Origin of the sequence: Labrys miyagiensis, assembly GCF_030160835.1 — a bacterium.
GTDB lineage: Bacteria > Pseudomonadota > Alphaproteobacteria > Rhizobiales > Labraceae > Labrys > Labrys miyagiensis.
Map to the genome: position 1 here is coordinate 77,954 of NZ_BSPC01000009.1, position 18,305 is coordinate 96,258.

The following is an 18,305-nucleotide window of genomic DNA, read 5'->3' on the forward strand; positions in this document are numbered from 1 at the left end:
ATCGCGTCTTCGAAGCTCTATCCGATTGCAGATCCCGAGCTTGCAGTAACGCTTTCGGGCTTTCCAACACCCGCCTACCGGGGATTGGTCGAGACTGAAAGTCCGAAGGTGCCGCCAGAGCACCCTACGCCCCCGCTCCTACTGCCTTCGCGGGCGGGAGGTCCCAGGGCGGTTCGCCTCCGAAGCTCGCAATCAGGTGATCGATGAAGCGGCGCACCTTCAGCGGGATATTGCGGGCCGTCGGATAGACCGCGTGGATTGCCAGGTCGGACGTGCGATGGTCCGGCAGCAAAGCGATGAGATCGCCAGCAGCGATCCGTTCGCCGAAGACGAAGGTCGGGCCGTAGGCGACACCTGCTCCGTCGAGCGCAACCGCAAGAAGCATCTGCGTGTTGTTCGCCGCCATGCGAACCGGACCATCGATCAGATGAGGCTGGCCCGACGGGTCCGTCAGCGTCCAGTCTCCCGCCGAGACGGCTTCGCTGAAAGCGAGCCGAGGCGCGCGGCGCAGGTCTCCTACGTTCCTCGGGGTGCCGTGCCGCTTGAGAAAATCCGGCGAAGCACAGAACACCATGCGGCAGGGCGCCAGGCGTCGGGCGACGAGATCGGAGTCGAGCAGTCGACCGATCCGGATCGCCACATCGATCCCCTCGCCGAGGAGGTCGACGTAGCGATCATTGAGCATGACCTCCACGGCGACCGCGGGGTGCTGGTCGAGATAGCGGGCTAGCACGCCGCCCAGATGCATGGCACCAAAGGTTACGGGCGCAGTAATGCGCAGCACTCCGCGAGCGGTCTGTTGCGCATCGCTGGCCTCGCGGTTCGCATCGTCGACTTCCTCCAGGATGCGCTTGCAGCGGGTATAGTAGGCTCGTCCCACATCGGTCAGGCTGATCTGGCGGGTGCTGCGGTGCATCAGGCGAATATTGAGATCTGCTTCGATCGCGGAGACGTGCTTGCCGGCCATCGAGGCTGACAAACCAAAACGCCGTGCCACCCGACTGAGGCTGCCCTCTTCAGCAGCTGCAACGAACACCGCCATGCTGGTGAGACGATCCATGACCCGCTCCAATTCGATAGCAGGATTATCATATCCCAATCATAAAGCAGCGATTATCGATTGGAGTTACACGACCTATCTTCGATGTCGAGCCCAACGAGATGCCATATCGGCTTTCAAGCCCAAGGAGACCCCATGGAGATCGCATCGAACGGCATTCGGATTCACGTCGAGGAGCAAGGCCGCGGCGAGCTATCCCTGGTTTTCCTGCACTATTACGGCGGATCATCGCGCACTTGGGGCAAAGTAATCGCCGCCCTGCCGCAACCGTATCACACGATTGCGATCGACCACCGCGGTTGGGGCGAATCCGACGCGCCGGCCAGCGGCTATGGCCTGGCCGATCTAGCCGACGACGCCCAGGGCGTGATCGAGGCCTTGGATCTGAAGCGCTACGTTTTGATCGGCCATTCGATGGGCGGCAAGGTCGCACAGCTTCTGGCCTCGCGCCGCCCGAAGGGCCTTGTCGGCCTGGTCCTTGTCGCCTCTTCCCCTCCGCCGGCCATGGCCATTCCTCCCGAGGCGAGGGAGGCGATGGCCCGCGCCTACGCGACCCGCGAGAGTATCGGCATGGCGATCGACCAGATGCTGACGGCCAAGGTTCTCAGCCCGAAGGACCGGGAGCAGGTGATCGAGGACAGCTTGCGCGGCGCGCCGCAGGCGAAGGCGGCATGGCCATGGTCCACGAGCCTGGAAGACATCACCCGTGACGTGGCCGCCATCAATGTGCCCACAATCGTCATCGCCGGCGAACTCGATCGGGTCGATAGCGTCGACTTGCTCAAGAAGGAATTGCTGCCTCGCATCCCCCACGCCGCCCTGCATGTCGTGCCCGGCACCGGGCATCTGTCGCCGCTGGAGTCGCCCGAGGAAGTCGCAAAGCTGGTGAGGGATTTCGTCGAGCTGGAGGCGGCAGGCCGATCGGCGGCATGAACAGCAAGCTTCACCGCCGGCTGCTATGCCGCCTCGCGGACAGCGGACGCAACGGCCGCCTCAACCGCCCGCGAAGCGCGCCGATGCAAACACATCCTGGCCCAGAGGGAATCTGTCGCGACGTCTTCATTGAAGCCGAATTGAATGGAGCGCGGATAAACAAGTCCGCATCATGGGATCGAAGTCAGAATTGCTGCGCACCCCGGTCACCGCCTTTGGCGGGAAATCGGCGACGTTTCGCAGTTCTGTTCTGAAATGGTGCGCCATTTCAGCATAAAACTGGGCACTCCAAAACCTGCCGTTTTTGCGCTTGAGGCAGCGACGAGCGTGCGCAGCAGCGCACTTTTCGACCCCATGATACAAACTTTTTCGAGTCCACCTCGACGCGCTGGGCGACCGCGCGGAGGTGGTCGCGGCGGTAATCGCCCGCCTCGGTCCGCATCCACTTGTGGGCATGACTTGCGAAAGTTCTCAGCGCCTGGGGTGTGATGCTCGGCCCAGCCCGATCGAGCGCACCCTCGGCCCGCTCTGCGTCGGCGCGGGCCTAAAGCGTCTTGCGATTCTTGCCAATTCCGTCAAATCGCAAAACGCTTTGGCGTCGGCCGCGGCGGGGCGGCGGGGCCCGTCAGATGACCTCAGCCGTGATCCTGTGGATCGAGTTGTTGCCGTATCCGAGACGGTTCCACTCCGCACTCTCGGGCTGGGTCCGGCCCGCCATGTCGGTAGCGCGCGCCCGTATAGCAAGCGGACCCGGCTCCTCGAGCTGCGTGATCAGCTCCCACCATTGCCACGCGCTGCGCCGCCGTTCGCCCACGAGCCGCGCTTGGCGCCAGGGGCCGTCGTTCAGGCTGACGTCCACCCTGGAGATGCTGGCCGCACCCGACCAGGCTACGCCGCGGATCGCCGTCTCGCCACGCTGAAGCGTCGTCCCCTCGCCCGGTGAAGCGACCAGCGCCCGCACATTCATGAGGGTGACGGGCTCGCCCTCCTCGCGTCCATCTCTGACCCACTGGTACCAGTATTTGTCCGTCTGATAGTGGCCCTCAAAGGGCCGATCCGTGACGACGATCTCGGTCAGCCACTTGACGGACGCGACCGCATACCAGCCCGGGACGATCAGCCGCAGCGGAAAGCCGTGTGGCGACGATAAAGGCTCGCCATTCATTTCGTAAGCGAGCAAGGCGCCCGCTTCCCGGATCTGGTCGAGGCAGAGGCCCCGTTCATAACGGATCGGTGCGGGAAGGCCTTCGACGAGTCCGCCATCCGCGCCACGGAACAGCAACTCTGTCGCCCCTGGCCGCAAGCCCGCTCGTTCGAGTACTTCGGTCAGCGGGACCCCCGTCCATTCGGCAGTGCTGACGGCGCCAAGGCCCCAGACCTCGCCGGGCACCGCCGGCTCGAACAGGCTACGGCCATTGCCGGCGCATTCGAGCGTCACGACGAGGCTCTCGGACCGCAGATTTCGCAGCTCCCTCAGGCCGAGCTCCAGCCTCCGTTCGACCATGCCATCCACCGACAGCCGATACCGCTCCGCATCGACACACGGCATGTCGAAATGGTTACGAAGATAGAACCGGCCATTGGGCATGACGGCCCCACCGGCGAGCTCCGGCACCCATGTCTCGCCATTCAGCGGATGGGCGCGATGGACCAGCAGCCCCGCCTCGATCGCATCCTGGCAGGCATCCGCGGGATCGAGCGAGGCTACAGGAACGGGCGTCGGGAGCATGTCGCAGCCGCCACTCGCCACCACCCCGGCGCAGGTCGAGGCCGCCATCACCTCGACCTCGCCTGCCATGCGGAACGGCGTCAGGAATTCCTGGAGCCCAGCCTCATCCGCCGCCTCGGCGATGAAGAACAGCGAGTGGGCGCCGCGGACGACGGCCTCGGCCTTGATCGTCAGACCATGGCGGGCCGCGCTCGGACGGCTCAAATGATTGAGCAGCATCGCGCCCATGGCGGGATCGCGCGCGGGACAGGTTTCGGGCGAATGTTGATGACGAACGACGAACAGCGGCATGGGTGCACCTTTTTGCTGTGACCAAAAGTTATGAGGGGCCTGCTCGATCAGCAGCCTCACCAGGCGGGCGAGTGTTAGCCGGTCAGCGCACCAGCGGACCGCATGCCTTTTTCCATGCGTCGATTCCGCCCTGGATGTGGCGCGCGGAGGAAAGTCCCGCATCTTGGATGTCCTTTCCAATTGAAATTCAATTGCAGCGGTACCGTACGGAATTTATGTTCCGCCGGCGTTCCCTGACGGCCCCCCGCTTGCGACGGCTTTTGCGCCATGCGGATGGGCCATGCTCCTGGAGATGCCGGCTTGCGCGTTTCAATTCATTTACTTGGCCGGTTCAGCGTCAGTATTGACAGGCCGCGCGATCGGGCCCACTGCCTTGCACGAATAGGCCGTATTGGCTGACGGGCCAGCACTGCCCGCCCAACGCAAATGTTCGGAATTTGCTCATCGCGTCGATCCTGGGATTGAGCGAGAGGGCCGGTGTCGAAATTAACCCGACTACCCTGCGAAATCGGGAAGGCAGGCCCCCAAAACCGCCTAGCGCAAGATCGCAAACCATCGCAGATTGCCCGGTCGGATCGCTTGGCAGGCTCCGCCATCATAGTGCCACGGCGAAACAATAGTGCCCATCTTCATTGGCCGTGGTGCGCTGTGACAGGCGATGATGAGAACTACATTTACGCTACAGCGCTCGAAGGTAGCCGAATCGGATACGAGCGAGGTGAAGCAGACGTTCTGACGGCACCGAGATCTTCTACAAGGACTGGGGCTCCAAGGATGCCCAGCCGCTGTTCTTCCATCATGGCTGGCCGCTGAGCGCCGACGACTGGGACAGCCAGATGATGTTCTTCCACGCGCAGGGCTATCGCGTGATCGCGCATGATCGTCGCGGCCACGGCCGGTCGAGCCAGAGAGCAGACGGCCATGGCATGGACACCTATGCCGCCGACGCCTTTGCGGTCGTCGAGAAGCTGGGCCTGACCAACGCCATTCACATCGGTCATTCGACCGGCGGCGGCGAAGTAACCCGCTATGTCGCGAAATACGGAAAGGGCCGGGTTGCGAAGGCCGTGCTGATCAGCGCGATCCCGCCGACCTTCATGCAGTCCGAACGCAATCCCGACGGCGTTCCCAAGGCAGTGGTCGACGGCATTCGCGACGGCACGGCGAACCATCGTTCGCAGTTCTATCAGGACATCACGATCCCGTTCTACGGCTTTAATCGCCCAGGTGCGGTCGTGTCGGAAGGCATCCGCCAGAATTGGTGGCGCCAGGGCATGATGGGCGCGGCCATCGCGCAGTGGGAATGCGTTCGAGTACTATCCGAAACCGAATTCTTCGACGACCTCGCAGTGATCGATGTGCCGGTGCTGGTGATGCATGGCGAGGACGACCAGATCTGTCCGTTTCCGACCACCGGTGCACGCTCGGTCAAGTTGCTGAAGCAGGGCAGGCTTATTTCCTATGCCGGGCTTCCCCATGGAATGCCGACCACGCATGCTGACATGATCAACCGGGATCTTCTCGATTTCTTCCGAAGCTGACTTGGGCTACCCCAGTCGCGAAGATCATGACCACGGGTCGATGGCGGAACAACCGTCGTCGACCCAGGTGCGTAGTGCCCAGCTTTATTCCGGAGTGGTCGAATGATGGCGCACCCAGCACGATTCGAACGTGCGACCTTTGCCTTCGGAGGGCAACGCTCTATCCAGCTGAGCTATGGGTGCGTTGCAGCCCTTCTAGCCGATCACGGCGCGTCCCGCAATCGCCGGAAAGGCAGATTGCGATGCTTCGTCGGGAGAAGGCGCGGCTCAGGTGAAGGTCTTGCGTGGGTCGAGCGCGTCGCGCACCGCCTCGCCGATCAGGATCATTAGCGAAAGCAGCAGGGCCGTGACCAGGAAGCCGCTGATCGAGAGCCAGTAGGCGTCGGGCTTGGCGGCCGCCTGCTTGAGCAACTCGCCGAGCGAGGCGGTGCCGGGCGGCAGGCCGAGGCCGAGATAATCGAGCGCCGTGAGCGTGGCGACCGAGCTCGACAGGATGAAGGGCAGCATGGTCAGCGTCGCCACCGTGGCATTGGGCAGGAGATGCTTGATCATGATGGCGGCGTCGGACAAGCCGAGCGCCTTGGCGGCGCGGACATATTCGAGATTGCGCGCGCGCAGGAACTCCGCCCGCACCAGCTGCACCAGCGCGGTCCAGGAGAACAGGAGGAGGATGCCGAGCAGGATCCAGAAACCGGGCGTCAGCACGGCCGAGATGATGATCAGCAGATAGAGCGAGGGCAGCGCGTTCCATACCTCGATGACGCGCTGGCCGACCAGGTCGATCCAGCCGCCGAAATAGCCCTGGATCGCGCCCGCGGCCACGCCGATCAGCGAGGAGAAGACCGTGAGGATCAGGCCGAACAGCAGCGAGATGCGCGTGCCATAGATGACGCGCGCCAGCACGTCGCGGGCGGTATCGTCGGTGCCGAGCCAGTTCCATTCGATATCGCGGCAGGTCGAGCCGCCATTGGCCTGGGCGGCCGCCTTGCACTGGTCGTCGCTGAGCGCCCAGGTCGGCGGCGAGGGTACGCCCACCGGTGGGTTGAGGTTGCGTGTCTGCGGCCCGTAGCGGATGGGGGGCCAGAGCACGAAGGCGCCACGGTCGGCCAGGAGCTTGGCCAGGAAGGGATCGCGATAATCCGCGTCGGTCTCGAAGTCACCGCCGAAATCGGTCTCGGTATAGGTATGGAACACCGGCGTGTAGAGATGGCCGCGGTCATAGATCACCAGCGGTTTGTCGTTGGCGATGAACTCGGCACCCATCGACAGGACGAAAACGACCAGGAAGATCCACAGCGACCAGAAGCCGCGCTTGTTGGCCTTGAAGTTGCGCCAGCGCCGGCGATTGAGCGGCGTGAGCTCGAACCGGCTCTTCTTAGCGGGCTTGAGAAGGGAGGCCTCCATCTCAGACTTCCCGCGCCTCGAAGTCGATGCGCGGATCGACCAGCATGTAGATGAGGTCCGAGACGAGGTTGATGAACAGGCCGAGCAGAGAAAGGATGTAGATGCTGGCCAGCACCACCGGATAGTCGCGGTTGAGGATCGAATTGTAGTTGAGCAGGCCAAGGCCATCGAGCGAGAAGGTCTGCTCGATCAGCAGCGAGTTCGCGAACAGGGCGCCGATGAAGGCGGCCGGAAAACCCGAGATCACGATCAGCATGGCGTTACGAAAGACGTGGCCGTAGAGCACGCGCCGCTCCGACAATCCCTTCATGCGGGCGGTGAGCACATATTGCTTGCGGATCTCGTCGAGAAAGGAGTTCTTCGTCAGCATGGTCAGCGTGGCGAAGGCCGAGACGCTCATGGCGATCAGCGGCAGCGTCATGTGCCAGGCATAGTCGGCGACCTTGCCCCACAGGGAGAGTTCGCTCCAATTGTCCGAGACCAGGCGCGCATTGGGGAAGATCTGCCAGAAGGCGCTGCCGGCGAACAGGGTGATCAGCAGGATGCCGAGGGTGAAGCCGGGAATGGCATAGCCGATGATGATCACCGCGCTGGTCCAGGCATCGAAGAACGAGCCGTCCTTCACCGCCTTGCGGATGCCGAGCGGGATGGAGATCGCGTAGGAAAGCAGCATCACCCACACGCCGATGGAGATGGAGACGGGCAGCTTCTCCTTGATCAGCTCGAGCACCGGGGTGTCGCGGAAATAGCTCTGGCCGAAATTGAAGGTGACGTAGTTCTTTATCATCAGCCAGAAGCGCTCGGGCGCCGGCTTGTCGAAGCCATATTGCTTGCGCAGGCTTTCGATGAAAGCGGGGTCGAGCCCCTGGGAGCCGCGATATTGCGAGGCGCCGCCATCGAAATTCTGGCCGCCGCCGCCGAAATCCCCGCCCCCGCCCGAGGCCGCGCCCGAAAGCTGGGCCACCATGCGCTCCACCGGGCCGCCGGGCACGATCTGGATGATCGCGAACGAGATGAGCATGATGCCGAACAGGGTCGGCACGATCATCAGGAGGCGGCGGAGGATATAGGCGAGCAAATCGGGGAACCCTGGGAGCGCGGACGTCTCGTCCGCTCTTGAAACGCTATAGTCGAAAGAAAAGGCGCGAGTGTATTGCCAGCTGCTCCGTCGGTGCCCTCATCGGCAAGTTCGCCGCTTCAAGAGCGGACATCACGACATTCATCTGCGATGCAATGTCGTTGAGACATCCGCGCTCCCAGCTTTACATCCTGAACTCGCTGCCGAGATACAGCCTGCGCGCATCAGGATTGTCGATGATCTCCTGCGGCGTGCCCTGCGTCAGCACATGGCCGGAATGGATGATATAGGCCCGGTCGATCAGCGCCAGCGTCTCGCGCACATTGTGGTCGGTGATCAGCACGCCGATGCCGCGATTGGTGAGGTGGCGAACCAATGTCTGGATGTCGCCCACGGCGATCGGATCGATGCCGGCGAAGGGCTCGTCGAGCAACATGAAGGAGGGGCGCCCGGCCAGGGCGCGGGCGATCTCGACGCGCCGCCGCTCGCCGCCCGACAGAGCGATAGAAGCGGTCCTGCGCAGGCGGTCGATCTTGAACTCGTCGAGCAATTCGTCGAGCTGGCGCTCGCGCTCGGCCTTGTTGGGCTCGATGACCTCCAGCACGGCGCGGATGTTCTGCTCGACATTGAGGCCACGGAAGATCGAGGCCTCCTGCGGCAGGTAACCGACGCCGAGCCGGGCCCGGCGATACATCGGCAGATGGGTGACCTCATGGCCGTCGAGCTCGATGCGGCCATGATCGGGCGGTACCAGGCCGGTGATCATGTAGAACACCGTGGTCTTGCCGGCGCCGTTGGGGCCTAGCAGGCCGACGGCCTCGCCACGCCGCACTTCCAGGCTGACGTCGTCCACCACCGTGCGCTTGCCATAGGTCTTGGCGATCGACACCACCTGGAGAACGCCCTCGGCGCTCTCGGCTGGCTTGGCGGTGCTGCTTGCTTCGTATTGTGCTGCCTCGTTCATTCCCGGTCCAAATCTCTCCGAAGGCAGCTCATTTCCTTTGGCCGATCCTGCCGGAAGGTTGCAAACACCCTCCGTGACCCGCCTGGCCGCGTTCTCATCTGTTGCTCTCGAAGCCTCCGCCGCCCTGTCACCGGGCCGACATCAGCATTTTGTCGGGTCGCCGCCCGAGATGAAGTGTCCCGTCGTGTCTCCGGTGACATTGGAGAGGCCGGTCTCGGTATTGACCACCAGCTTCTTGCCCTTGAGGACATTGCAGCCCTGGCTCATCAGCACTTCCTGGCCTGTCATTGTGGCAATATTCGTCTCCATATCGAGATCGCCGTCATCGCCGGTTGCCTTCTGATCCTTGGACGTGACGACGACGTGGCCCTTGGCCAAGAGGCGCTTCACCTTGTTGCCGCCCGCGACCGGCCCGCGAGACGAATCATCGCCCGCCGCGCCGGCAGTTGCATTGTCGGCGGCATTCCCCGCAGGGGCCTGCGCCTGCCCCGTCGAAGCTGCCGCCTGGACGTTATCGGCCGAGACAGGCGCGGCCTGGGCCTGGCCTCCGGCAGACACCGGAGCCGCCTGTGCCTGGCCTGCAGCCTTGGGCGCCGGCGGGCCGCCATTGGGAGGGTTGGCGGCTTCGTAGAACACCGTGAGCTCATCCGAATTAAGAACGGAGTCACCCTGCGTTGCCACGACATTGCCGGTGAAGATGGCCTTCTGCTCGTCATTGTGCATTTCGAGCTGATCGGCCGTGATATTCACGGGTTTGTCGCTCTTAGACGAAAAGCCCTCGAACGGTGTCGAGGGCTTGTTCGCATCCGCACCTGCCGCCGGCACGACCGCGGCGCCGAGGAGCAACGTCAAAGGCAGTATCAGCGCCGGCCCCCGCCGGCGAAACCACATGTCACGCTGCGCCATCTCAGCCCCGCCTCCTTCAGTTGGCGTTCTTCTTCTGATCGTTGCTCTGGGTGAAGACGCCGGACACACCCCCTGTCCCACCGCCCTGCACATTGGAGACGCCGGTCTTCAGATTGACCACCAGCTTCTTGCCCTTGAGCACGTTCGGCCCCTGGATCATCACCACCTCATTGCCGGTGAGGGTGGCAAGGTTGGTCGCCATATCCATCACGCCATAGTCGCCGGTGGCCTTCTGGTCCTTCGAGGTGACGACGACATTGCCCTTGGCGATCAGCTTCTTGATCGAATTGGCCTGGGTTGCCGCGCCGGACTGGCCGGAGGTACCGCCCTGGCCCGACGAGCCCGAGGCGGCCGGCTTGTCTGCCGAGGCGGCCTGGTCGGTGGCCGCTGCGGCAGGCTGCGCGTCAGCGGGCTTGGCGGCAGGATCGGCAGGCTTGCCCGCATCGGCAGCGGCCGTCTTGTCGGCCTTCTTGCCACCGCTGCCGCCCGCACCGCCGGCAACCGAATTATCGTAGAAGACCGTCAGCTCGTTGGTGTGCAGCACCGAATCACCCTGGGTGGCGACGACATTGCCGGTGAAGATGGCCTTCTGCTCGTCCTGGTGCACTTCGAGCGAATCCGATTTTACGTCAACCGGCTTGCCGCTGTCCGAGGAGAAGCCCTGGAAGGGGCTCGCCGCCTTCTTCTGGGCTGCGCCGGCATCGGCGGAGGAAAGCGCCAGGGCGAGCGGCAGCAAGGCCAGAGGCGCCAGGCGGCTGAGTGTCGTCTTCATTGGGGGGGGCTTCCCTGAGCTGGGGTGGCTGTGTCGGATGGGGCCGATCCGGTGGGATCGGTATCGTCAGTCGGCGTGTCGTCCGAGGTTGTGTCATCGCCGCCGCCGGGCTTGAGCGGGGTACTGAAGGTTGCGCTCACGCCACCCGCAAAGGTGATCTTGGAGCCGCCCTGGACGATATCGAGGTTGTTGGCCGAGATCACGCCGTTGCTGAGGTTGACCGTCACGGCCTCATCGCTATGGACGGTGCTGCCCTTGAAGTCGATGGCGCCGCTCTTCATCACGGCGTCATAGCCCTTGGTCGACTTGACGTGGACATCGTCCTTCAGGAACAGCATCTGGGTGTTGGAATCGAACTTGCCGGTCGCAGCCGTCAACGTCGCGTTACTCTGGTCGGCAGACGAGATGACGGCGTTGAGATTGGTGAGGCTGACGATGCCGGGCGCCGTGACCTTCTGCGAGCCCGTCGTGGCCTTGACGTCATATTTCTGCCCGCGGCTGTTGACGCCGGTGAGGTGCGGCAGCATCACGTCGAGCGCGCCATTGTTGGCGACGACAGGTGGTGCGGCCACCGGGACCGGCGGCTGGCGGAACGGATTGAACCAGGCCAGGACGACGAACAGGCCCACCCCCGCAAGCGCGGTTGCGGGAACGGCGACTTTGAGAAAGCGCACCAGCCTGCTGTGGGCGCGGGCAGCCCTGAAGGCGCTTTCCCGCGAAGGCGGGGCGGGTCGATCAATTTTTACCCGCGCATCCATGATATCGGCCAAAATAATACCCATCGAAACGCATGCAGCGGCCGGGACGAACGGCGCCATCCGCCATATTGCGATGCGGAAGTCACACGTCAACCCGGTATACGGACGCCAGCCTGTCCCTGCCTGCAATTCCTAAACTTTGGGTGAAATCCGCAACAGGTGCGCCCTCATAGCAGAAATCCCAGAGAGGGGGAATGTGACGTAAGGAACGCAACTTTCGGGAACACCCGGAAAGGTCGGCTTTTCCGGCCCCCTCCTAACGTGCCGCTATGGCGTTTCCAAGACGAGGATGAAGACGAGGATGCGGCAGGCGGCTGTTCCGCCTGTGTCAGCTATGGGCGAAGATATCGGTGTCCGGCCAACCCTGCAGGTCGAGCTGCGCCCGGGTCGGGAGGAAATCGAAACAGGCACGAGCGATGTCGGCACGGCCCTCGCGGGCGAGCGTGGCATCGAGCTTTGCCTTCAATTCGTGCAGGTGCAGCACGTCCGAGGCGGCGTAGGCGAGCTGGGCGTCGGTGAGCGTATCGGCGCCCCAGTCAGAGGATTGCTGCTGCTTGGAAAGATCCACGCCCAGCAATTCCCGCACCAGGTCCTTGAGGCCGTGGCGATCGGTATAGGTACGCACCAGGCGCGAGGCGATCTTCGTGCAATAGACGGGCTTGGCCATCACGCCGAAGGCGTTTTGCAGCGCCGCGATGTCGAAACGGGCAAAGTGGAAGATCTTGATGACGGAGGGGCTGGCCAGGAGACGCTCCAGATTGGGGGCGCTCTTCTGGCCCTGCGCGATCTGCACCACATCCGCCGTACCGTCCCCCGGCGAGAGCTGCACCACGCAGAGCCTGTCGCGGTGGGGGTTGAGACCCATGGTCTCGGTGTCGATGGCGGCGCTGGTGGTGTAGCGATTGAGATCGGGCAGGTCGCCCCGATGGTAGCGAATGGTCACGGACAGATCCTGAAGATGTCGAAGGGTCAGGGTGCACATAGAACCCTCAGGAGAGGATGTGCAAGGGCTGGGAGACTTCCTAGGAGAGCGGACATCTTGTCCGCTCTTGGAAACAATGAGGCTGACAAGCAGGGCGACGGAGTATCGCTGTTACGCTCTTTCGTAAGAGGTTGAGGTTCGAGAGCGGACAAGATGTCCGCGCTCCCAGGTTTGCCAAGCGGCCCGCCCGTGCTATCGACCTCCCCGCATACAGAACCGGCTGGTACCCTTGGCTTCCTTTCTCGACCCCTTTCGTCTCATGCGCGCAGGCTGGACTCTGGCCCGGGAAGGCGCGCTCGGCCTCGTCGACGTCTACGAATTGCCCGCGCCGGCGCGTCTTGCCGTGCGCCTTGGCCGGCTGATCGAGCGGCGCACCGTCCATGGCGGCAAGGGGCTGGCCGCGGCCATGGTGAAGCTGGGGCCAAGCTGGGTCAAGCTCGGCCAGTTCCTGGCCACGAGGCCCGATGTGGTCGGCTTCGCCGTGGCGCGCGATCTCGAGGAATTGCAGGACCGCATGCCGCCCTTCCCCCGGGCGGTGGCCGTTGCCGAGATCGAGCGGGCGCTGGACGGGCCTCTGAGCCACTTCTTCGCCGAGCTGTCCGAGCCCGTGGCCGCCGCTTCGGTCGCGCAGGTGCACAAGGGCGTCATCCGCGATGCCGATGGCGAGCGCCAGGTGGCGGTGAAGGTGCTGCGCCCCGGCGTCGACCGGCGCTTTCGCAGCGACCTCTCCACTTTCTACTTCGCCGCCCGCATGATCGAGCGCCTCGACCCGCGCGCCAAGCGCCTCAAGCCGGTCGAAGTGGTGGACATGCTGGCGCGGACAGTGGCCTTCGAGATGGATTCACGCCTGGAGGCGGCCGCCCTCTCGGAGATGGCGGAGAACATCGCCGACGATCCCGATTTTCGCATCCCCGCGCCGGACTGGACCCGCACCGCCCGCACGGTGCTGACGCTTGAATGGATCGACGGCATTCCCCTTTCCGATGTCGAGGGGCTGCGGAAGGCCGGCTTCGACCTGAAGGAATTGGCGCGCATCATCATCCAGTCCTTCCTGCGTCACGCCATCCGCGACGGCTTCTTCCATGCCGACATGCACCAGGGCAATTTGATGATCGATGCCTCCGGCAATCTGGTCGCGGTCGATTTCGGCATCATGGGCCGGGCCGGGCTGAAGGAGCGCCGCTTCCTCGCCGAGATCCTGCACGGATTCATTACCCGCAACTATCTGCGCGTCGCCGAGGTGCATTTCGAAGCCGGCTATGTACCGGCCACTCATTCGATCGAGGATTTCGCGCAGGCGATCCGCGCCATCGGCGAGCCGATCCACCAGAAGCGGGCCGACGAAATCTCGATGGCCAAGCTCCTGACGCTGCTCTTCGAGGTGACCGACCTCTTCGACATGAAGACCCGGCCGGAACTGATCCTGCTGCAGAAGACCATGGTGGTGGTGGAGGGCGTGGCCCGCCGCCTCAACCCCAAGCTCGACATGTGGGCGACCGCGGACCCGGTGGTGCGCGAATGGATCGAGCGTAATCTCGGGCCTCTCGGCAAGCTCAGCGATCTGGGCACGCAGACGCTGGAGGCCGGCAAGTCGGTCACGCTGCTGCCGAGCCTGCTCACCCGCGCCGAATCCCTGGCGGGCCGCCTGCACGAGGCCGCCGAGAAGGGCTTCGCCCTGCTGCCCGAAAGCGTGGAAGCCATCGGCAAGGCCGAGGCCAAACGCAATCGCTGGGGCAATCTGGCGCTATGGGTGATCGCGGTGGCGGTGGTCTACATCGCCTGGCGGGGGTGGTGAGAGGCTTTGCATTTCGACGAAGGGCGCGGCGCGAGCCCTTCCCTACCGAACAGCTTGCCCGCAATAGCACTGACAGCGCGTCGAGTACGTTAGGCAGGCCGGGTCATGCGACGAGGGTTTCGTCCCTCGCTGGCTCGGCGGAAGAGGCTGCGCCTCGGCGCCGCCATCAGCTCAAGCCACGGCCCCGCTACGGCCGCTGCGATGCATCAGCCTGAACAGCAGGGCCTGGGTCCCCAGCGCGGCGAGAGCGGAGATCACGAAGGCGAGGACCGTGTTCAGAGAGCCCAGGAGCAGGCCGAGGACGTAGAAGAAGCAGGAGAAGCCGAAGAGGGCGATGACCATGCCGCGCACCACCTGCCGGGCTGCGGCCGGCCCCTGCGCGCGGTGGGCGAAGATCGCCAGCGTCATGGCGAAGATCGGAAAGGCCGCGAGCACGCCGCTCACTTCCGCACCGAGCAGGGGCGTCGCCGCCGTCAACCCGACTACCAGGAGGCTCACCACCACCATGCGGGCCGGCAGGTCCCACCAGGGCGGCGTCACGATGCTGCGCTGGACCATGCGCGAGGGAATGGCCACCAGCGCCGCCGTCAGCACCGCCAGGGCCGCAAGGAAAAGGGCCCAATGGGGAAGCGCCGCCACATGCAGGAGAGCCGCGCCGAGGGCGAATGTCGCGACGCCGGCGAACAGGGCGACAGGCCAACCGCGATCGGCCAGTTGAGCGTAGCCGATGCAGGCCAGCGCCTGCGCCGCTGCGCCGACGAGGGAGCCGTTGGTCGCCATCGCGGCGAAATCAGGCCCATATTGCAGGGCGAGGAAGGCGATCACCGGCCCAGACGTCAGCGGCAGGCCCGTGACCCAGCCGCCGACCACCTCGCCCCAGCGCCGGCCGACGAGGCTCGCCATCAGGATGAGCAGGCTCGGCAAAGTGAGCTTGATGATCAGGGCATGCATCCGCCATCCATGGCAGGCCGGCGATGACTCGTCAAAGGTCCCGATTGGCGGCGTGCCATTGCTCGACCATGCCTCTCGGCGGCGGCCCGAAAGGATTGAGGTCGGGTGTGCCAGGCAGGAAGAACAAGTCGATCATCGGCCACAGATTGACCAGCGGAACAAGCGTGATCAGTAGAAACCAGGCCGAGCGGTTCCGATCATGACAGCGCTTGATGAGCAGGCAGGCGACCGACCATGTGCCCCCCAGACCGATGATCGCCACGGGCCCCCATACCCATGGCGTGAGAAGTGCCTCGAGATCCTGTCGATGCTGATAGGCCGCGGCAAAACCGATCCATAGGCTGGCAAGAGTTTGGGCGACGATCATCACGCAAAGGATCGCGAACATCGTATCGAGCCGCGGCAAGCGCCCTTTCGGGCTGAACAGCACCTGCCTCAGCCCCGGTCCGTCATCGCTGACATCGGCTACAGACACAGCGGGCCCCCGCTCTGCTCTTGATCCCAACCGGATCATACAACAATCGGGCCGAACCGGCATGCTTTTCACGCCAGGCTTGCCGCGTGAGAGGGCGAGCGCTTCCGGGATCGCACACTCCGGTCAGGAGAACACGTCCGCGACCTGCGTGTCGCCGATGCCTTTCGGCGAGGGGCCATACTCATTGGCACCCTGTGTGCCATCGAGGAAACCGAGCTCGACCAGCGCCCAGAGGCTGATAAGAAAGCCGACATAGGGAATGGCACCGCCAACCGACCAGCCCAAATACCACCAGCCGGACTTGCCTCGATCGTGACAGCGCTTCACGCCCACCGCCCAAAACGGCCACAGGCAGATCAGGAAGGCGACGGCGGCCACGACGAAGGCCGGGGATTCCGGGTCGCGGCCTCCCAGGCCTGTGCTCACCAGACCGATGCCAATCGAAAGAGCAACGATCCCCAGGATGAGGCCGAGGTGGTAAAGCCAATAGTCTTTGCGGGTAACCCGCCCCTGAAAGCTGAAGAGCTTATTCTGCCAGGTCATGACCCGTTCCAGCATGAGTGATGGAGATAGATCACGCCGGCCCGAAAACCGGCGTGATAAGACGAATTCTCACGAGAAGACGCTGGAGACCTGGGAGCCGCCGATGCCCTTGGGCGAGGGGCCGAAACGATTGGGACCCTGCGTGCCATCGAGGAAACCGATCTCGACCAGGTACCACAGACCGACCAGCGGGATGAGGCTGACGAGGATGAACCAGGCCGAACGGTCCCGGTCGTGGCAGCGCTTGGAATTGATGGCGAGGTGCACCCAGAGGAAGGGGAGGTAGAGGAGACCAAGTACCCCATAGAATGCGCCCGACACAGTGCCGCCCACATATTGTTGTCCCGTGACGCCCATCACCTGGGCCAGGATGAACAACAGGATGTAGAATACGATCGCGGCACCGAGGGAAAACATCCAGAACTGGAGGCGCGTGATGCGACCTTCGAAACTGAAGAGTATTTGCTTGGGAGTCATTATTTCACCTTCTCGTGAATTTTTTAGACTGCCTGGAGATCGACATACACATCACTTCAAGAAGAAGTAACGCTCAGTCGATATCTGGAGGATCCATTTGGATTCAAGGCATCTCACCTTTCGGCAGATGACATGATGGCAAGAAGAAGGCAGGAGCGATGTGCGGAAAAGCACTTCTTAAGGTTGAATTTCGCCATCAAGCGTTTCCGATGCAGCAAGAGACGTTCACGCGATTGCGCTTCACCGGCTTTCAGATCTTCGAAAGAAGGAAGGCCGCAGGCTACCTCCCCATTGGAGGTCACTGCACGAAAGTGCTCTGGGTGTACGACATCTCAAACGAACCAAGAACACACGCGATAGGTATTCCGCTTAACCGCTGATCGCTACAGGCCCTAGAGCAAAGCGCGTTCAAGCGTGAACGCATCTTTGCTCTAACTCTTTGTTTCGACGCGTCTTTGCGATTCTTGCCGATTCCGTCAAATTGCAAAACGCTTTAGGGTCGGCTTGAACCAGCGGTTATGACCCTGAGCTGAAGAAGGCGTGGGCAGAGTTATTCTTGATCAAAGCGCCTGCTTACGCACCTCAGTCGCTTCACGGCTCCCGAGACCATGTCATTGATGATGTCATGGGCGCTCTTGAGCTCGCTTATCGCTCCGGCGCCTTGGCCGTAGAACAAATTAGCGACAGCGGGGTCGCCGTTAGACATGCGCTGATAGTAAGCGTCGAGCGCAGCGCGATCCTTCAGCAACTCTTCCTCCCTGCCCTTCCACTGCTCGGTGATTTCGTTTGGCCGTTGGCGCGCCGCAACTCCTGCCGGCCACCCGGGTTTCGATTGGCCTTGGTAAATCACGTAGTCGGTCGCAGGGCTGAAGACGGTGTCGCGCCCATTGGATGCGAGGACGGCTTCGCGAGTTGCCGGTTTTGCCTTGACGGCCTCCTTGCAGGCGAGGAACGCCGTGCCGAGCCAAGCTCCCTCAGCCCCAGCGGCTAACACGGCGGCGAGGCTTCGATGGCAGGTGATGCCGCCGGACGCCAGGATTGGCGCGTGCGGAAAGGCGGTCACAGCCTGGATTAGGAAAGGCAGTAGATTTTCTCTACCCGTGTGACCGCCCGCCTCGTTTCCCTGAACACAGATAACATCGGCGCCGGCATCGACCGCTCTCCGCGCAAGATCGAACGACTGAACCTGGCAGACAACCTTGGCGCCTGAACTTCGCGCAATTGGGATGAGTGGCGATGGATCGCCGAATGAGAGCAAAACCACAGGGACGCGTTCCTCCAAGGCGATCTCGAAGTGGCGCGGCTTTGGGCCGAGTAGGTGAGTGATGAAGCCGACGCCGAAAGGACGGGATGTGTCCTTACGCACCTGTTGAATCTCGGTGCGCAATTCGTCGGGATTTGCGGCTCGCGCAGCCAAAGTGCCGAGCGCGCCAGCCTTGCAGACAGCGGTTGCCAAGGTCGGGTCGGCCGTCGGCCCAATGGGCCCCTGGATGATGGGCAGTTCAATGCCCAACAACGAAGTTAAGCGTGTTGCCAACATAATGAAGACCCGGCTGAACACCATGTCGTTCGCGGTCGAAGACTACCAGAAAGCCGACGCCAGCCAAGCAAACTTCAAATGCCAAGGATATGCACCCTTTGGCCCA

The 18,305-nt window shown here is 63.2% G+C and carries 17 protein-coding genes and 1 tRNA gene; 3 read left to right on the plus strand and 15 right to left on the minus strand.

The window, feature by feature from the left end; all coding sequences use genetic code 11:
- Positions 1-124: 124 nt before the first annotated feature.
- Positions 125-1,060 (minus strand): LysR family transcriptional regulator, encoded by a 936-nt coding sequence (locus QQL24_RS06030; protein WP_284311000.1) that lies wholly within the window; start codon positions 1,058-1,060, stop codon positions 125-127.
- Positions 1,061-1,195: 135 nt separating this feature from the next.
- On the opposite strand from QQL24_RS06030, the gene QQL24_RS06035 reads away from it, so the two are divergent.
- Positions 1,196-1,993 (plus strand): alpha/beta fold hydrolase, encoded by a 798-nt coding sequence (locus QQL24_RS06035; RefSeq protein ID WP_284311001.1) that lies wholly within the window; start codon positions 1,196-1,198, stop codon positions 1,991-1,993.
- A 625-nt stretch (positions 1,994-2,618) separates the two neighbouring features.
- On the opposite strand, the gene QQL24_RS06040 is transcribed toward QQL24_RS06035, so the two are convergent.
- Positions 2,619-4,013 carry a sulfite oxidase gene (locus tag QQL24_RS06040; RefSeq protein WP_284311002.1) on the minus strand — a complete coding sequence of 465 codons (1,395 nt, stop codon included), beginning with the start codon at positions 4,011-4,013 and terminating at the stop codon, positions 2,619-2,621.
- A gap of 746 nt (positions 4,014-4,759) precedes the next feature.
- Between QQL24_RS06040 and QQL24_RS06045 the strand changes: the two genes are divergently transcribed.
- The gene (locus QQL24_RS06045) at positions 4,760-5,554 is read left to right on the plus strand and encodes an alpha/beta fold hydrolase (protein ID WP_284311054.1); all 795 of its coding nucleotides are present in this window, start codon (positions 4,760-4,762) and stop codon (positions 5,552-5,554) included.
- Between the two features lie 106 nt (positions 5,555-5,660).
- Here QQL24_RS06045 and QQL24_RS06050 read toward each other — a convergent pair.
- The 8 genes from QQL24_RS06050 to QQL24_RS06085 all read right to left on the minus strand — a co-directional run bounded on the left by QQL24_RS06050 (position 5,661) and on the right by QQL24_RS06085 (position 12,379).
- Positions 5,661-5,737 (minus strand) — tRNA-Arg (locus QQL24_RS06050).
- An 84-nt stretch (positions 5,738-5,821) separates the two neighbouring features.
- Complete coding sequence (locus tag QQL24_RS06055) at positions 5,822-6,958, minus strand: ABC transporter permease (RefSeq protein WP_284311003.1); 1,137 nt, start codon at positions 6,956-6,958, stop codon at positions 5,822-5,824.
- Between the two features lies 1 nt (position 6,959).
- A complete protein-coding gene (locus QQL24_RS06060) occupies positions 6,960-8,036 on the minus strand; it encodes a microcin C ABC transporter permease YejB (RefSeq protein WP_284311004.1) in 1,077 nt (358 codons plus the stop codon).
- A 184-nt stretch (positions 8,037-8,220) separates the two neighbouring features.
- On the minus strand, positions 8,221-9,000 hold the full coding sequence (gene lptB / locus QQL24_RS06065; protein WP_284311005.1) for an LPS export ABC transporter ATP-binding protein: 780 nt from the start codon (positions 8,998-9,000) through the stop codon (positions 8,221-8,223).
- Positions 9,001-9,141: 141 nt separating this feature from the next.
- Positions 9,142-9,906 carry an LptA/OstA family protein gene (locus tag QQL24_RS06070; protein ID WP_284311006.1) on the minus strand — a complete coding sequence of 255 codons (765 nt, stop codon included), beginning with the start codon at positions 9,904-9,906 and terminating at the stop codon, positions 9,142-9,144.
- Between the two features lie 16 nt (positions 9,907-9,922).
- Positions 9,923-10,678 (minus strand): LptA/OstA family protein, encoded by a 756-nt coding sequence (locus QQL24_RS06075; RefSeq protein ID WP_284311007.1) that lies wholly within the window; start codon positions 10,676-10,678, stop codon positions 9,923-9,925.
- Positions 10,675-11,460, minus strand: a complete 786-nt coding sequence (lptC, locus tag QQL24_RS06080) for an LPS export ABC transporter periplasmic protein LptC (protein WP_284311008.1) — start codon at positions 11,458-11,460, stop codon at positions 10,675-10,677. Before lptC ends, QQL24_RS06075 begins: the two co-directional genes overlap by 4 nt.
- Positions 11,461-11,764: 304 nt before the next feature.
- The gene (locus QQL24_RS06085; RefSeq protein WP_284311009.1) at positions 11,765-12,379 is read right to left on the minus strand and encodes a ribonuclease D; all 615 of its coding nucleotides are present in this window, start codon (positions 12,377-12,379) and stop codon (positions 11,765-11,767) included.
- Positions 12,380-12,677: 298 nt separating this feature from the next.
- Here QQL24_RS06085 and ubiB point away from each other — a divergent pair, with 298 nt between their 5' ends.
- Positions 12,678-14,213 (plus strand): 2-polyprenylphenol 6-hydroxylase, encoded by a 1,536-nt coding sequence (ubiB, locus tag QQL24_RS06090; protein WP_284311055.1) that lies wholly within the window; start codon positions 12,678-12,680, stop codon positions 14,211-14,213.
- Between the two features lie 171 nt (positions 14,214-14,384).
- Here ubiB and QQL24_RS06095 read toward each other — a convergent pair whose 3' ends face one another.
- The 5 genes from QQL24_RS06095 to QQL24_RS06115 form a co-directional block, all read right to left on the minus strand.
- Positions 14,385-15,164 (minus strand): hypothetical protein, encoded by a 780-nt coding sequence (locus QQL24_RS06095; protein ID WP_284311010.1) that lies wholly within the window; start codon positions 15,162-15,164, stop codon positions 14,385-14,387.
- 31 nt (positions 15,165-15,195) lie between these two features.
- A complete protein-coding gene (locus QQL24_RS06100) occupies positions 15,196-15,639 on the minus strand; it encodes a DUF805 domain-containing protein (RefSeq protein ID WP_284311011.1) in 444 nt (147 codons plus the stop codon).
- Between the two features lie 123 nt (positions 15,640-15,762).
- Positions 15,763-16,182 (minus strand): DUF805 domain-containing protein, encoded by a 420-nt coding sequence (locus QQL24_RS06105; protein WP_284311012.1) that lies wholly within the window; start codon positions 16,180-16,182, stop codon positions 15,763-15,765.
- A 69-nt stretch (positions 16,183-16,251) separates the two neighbouring features.
- Positions 16,252-16,659, minus strand: a complete 408-nt coding sequence (locus tag QQL24_RS06110) for a DUF805 domain-containing protein (protein WP_284311013.1) — start codon at positions 16,657-16,659, stop codon at positions 16,252-16,254.
- A gap of 550 nt (positions 16,660-17,209) precedes the next feature.
- Positions 17,210-18,223, minus strand: a complete 1,014-nt coding sequence (locus tag QQL24_RS06115) for an NAD(P)H-dependent flavin oxidoreductase (RefSeq protein WP_284311014.1) — start codon at positions 18,221-18,223, stop codon at positions 17,210-17,212.
- Positions 18,224-18,305 lie beyond the last annotated feature (82 nt).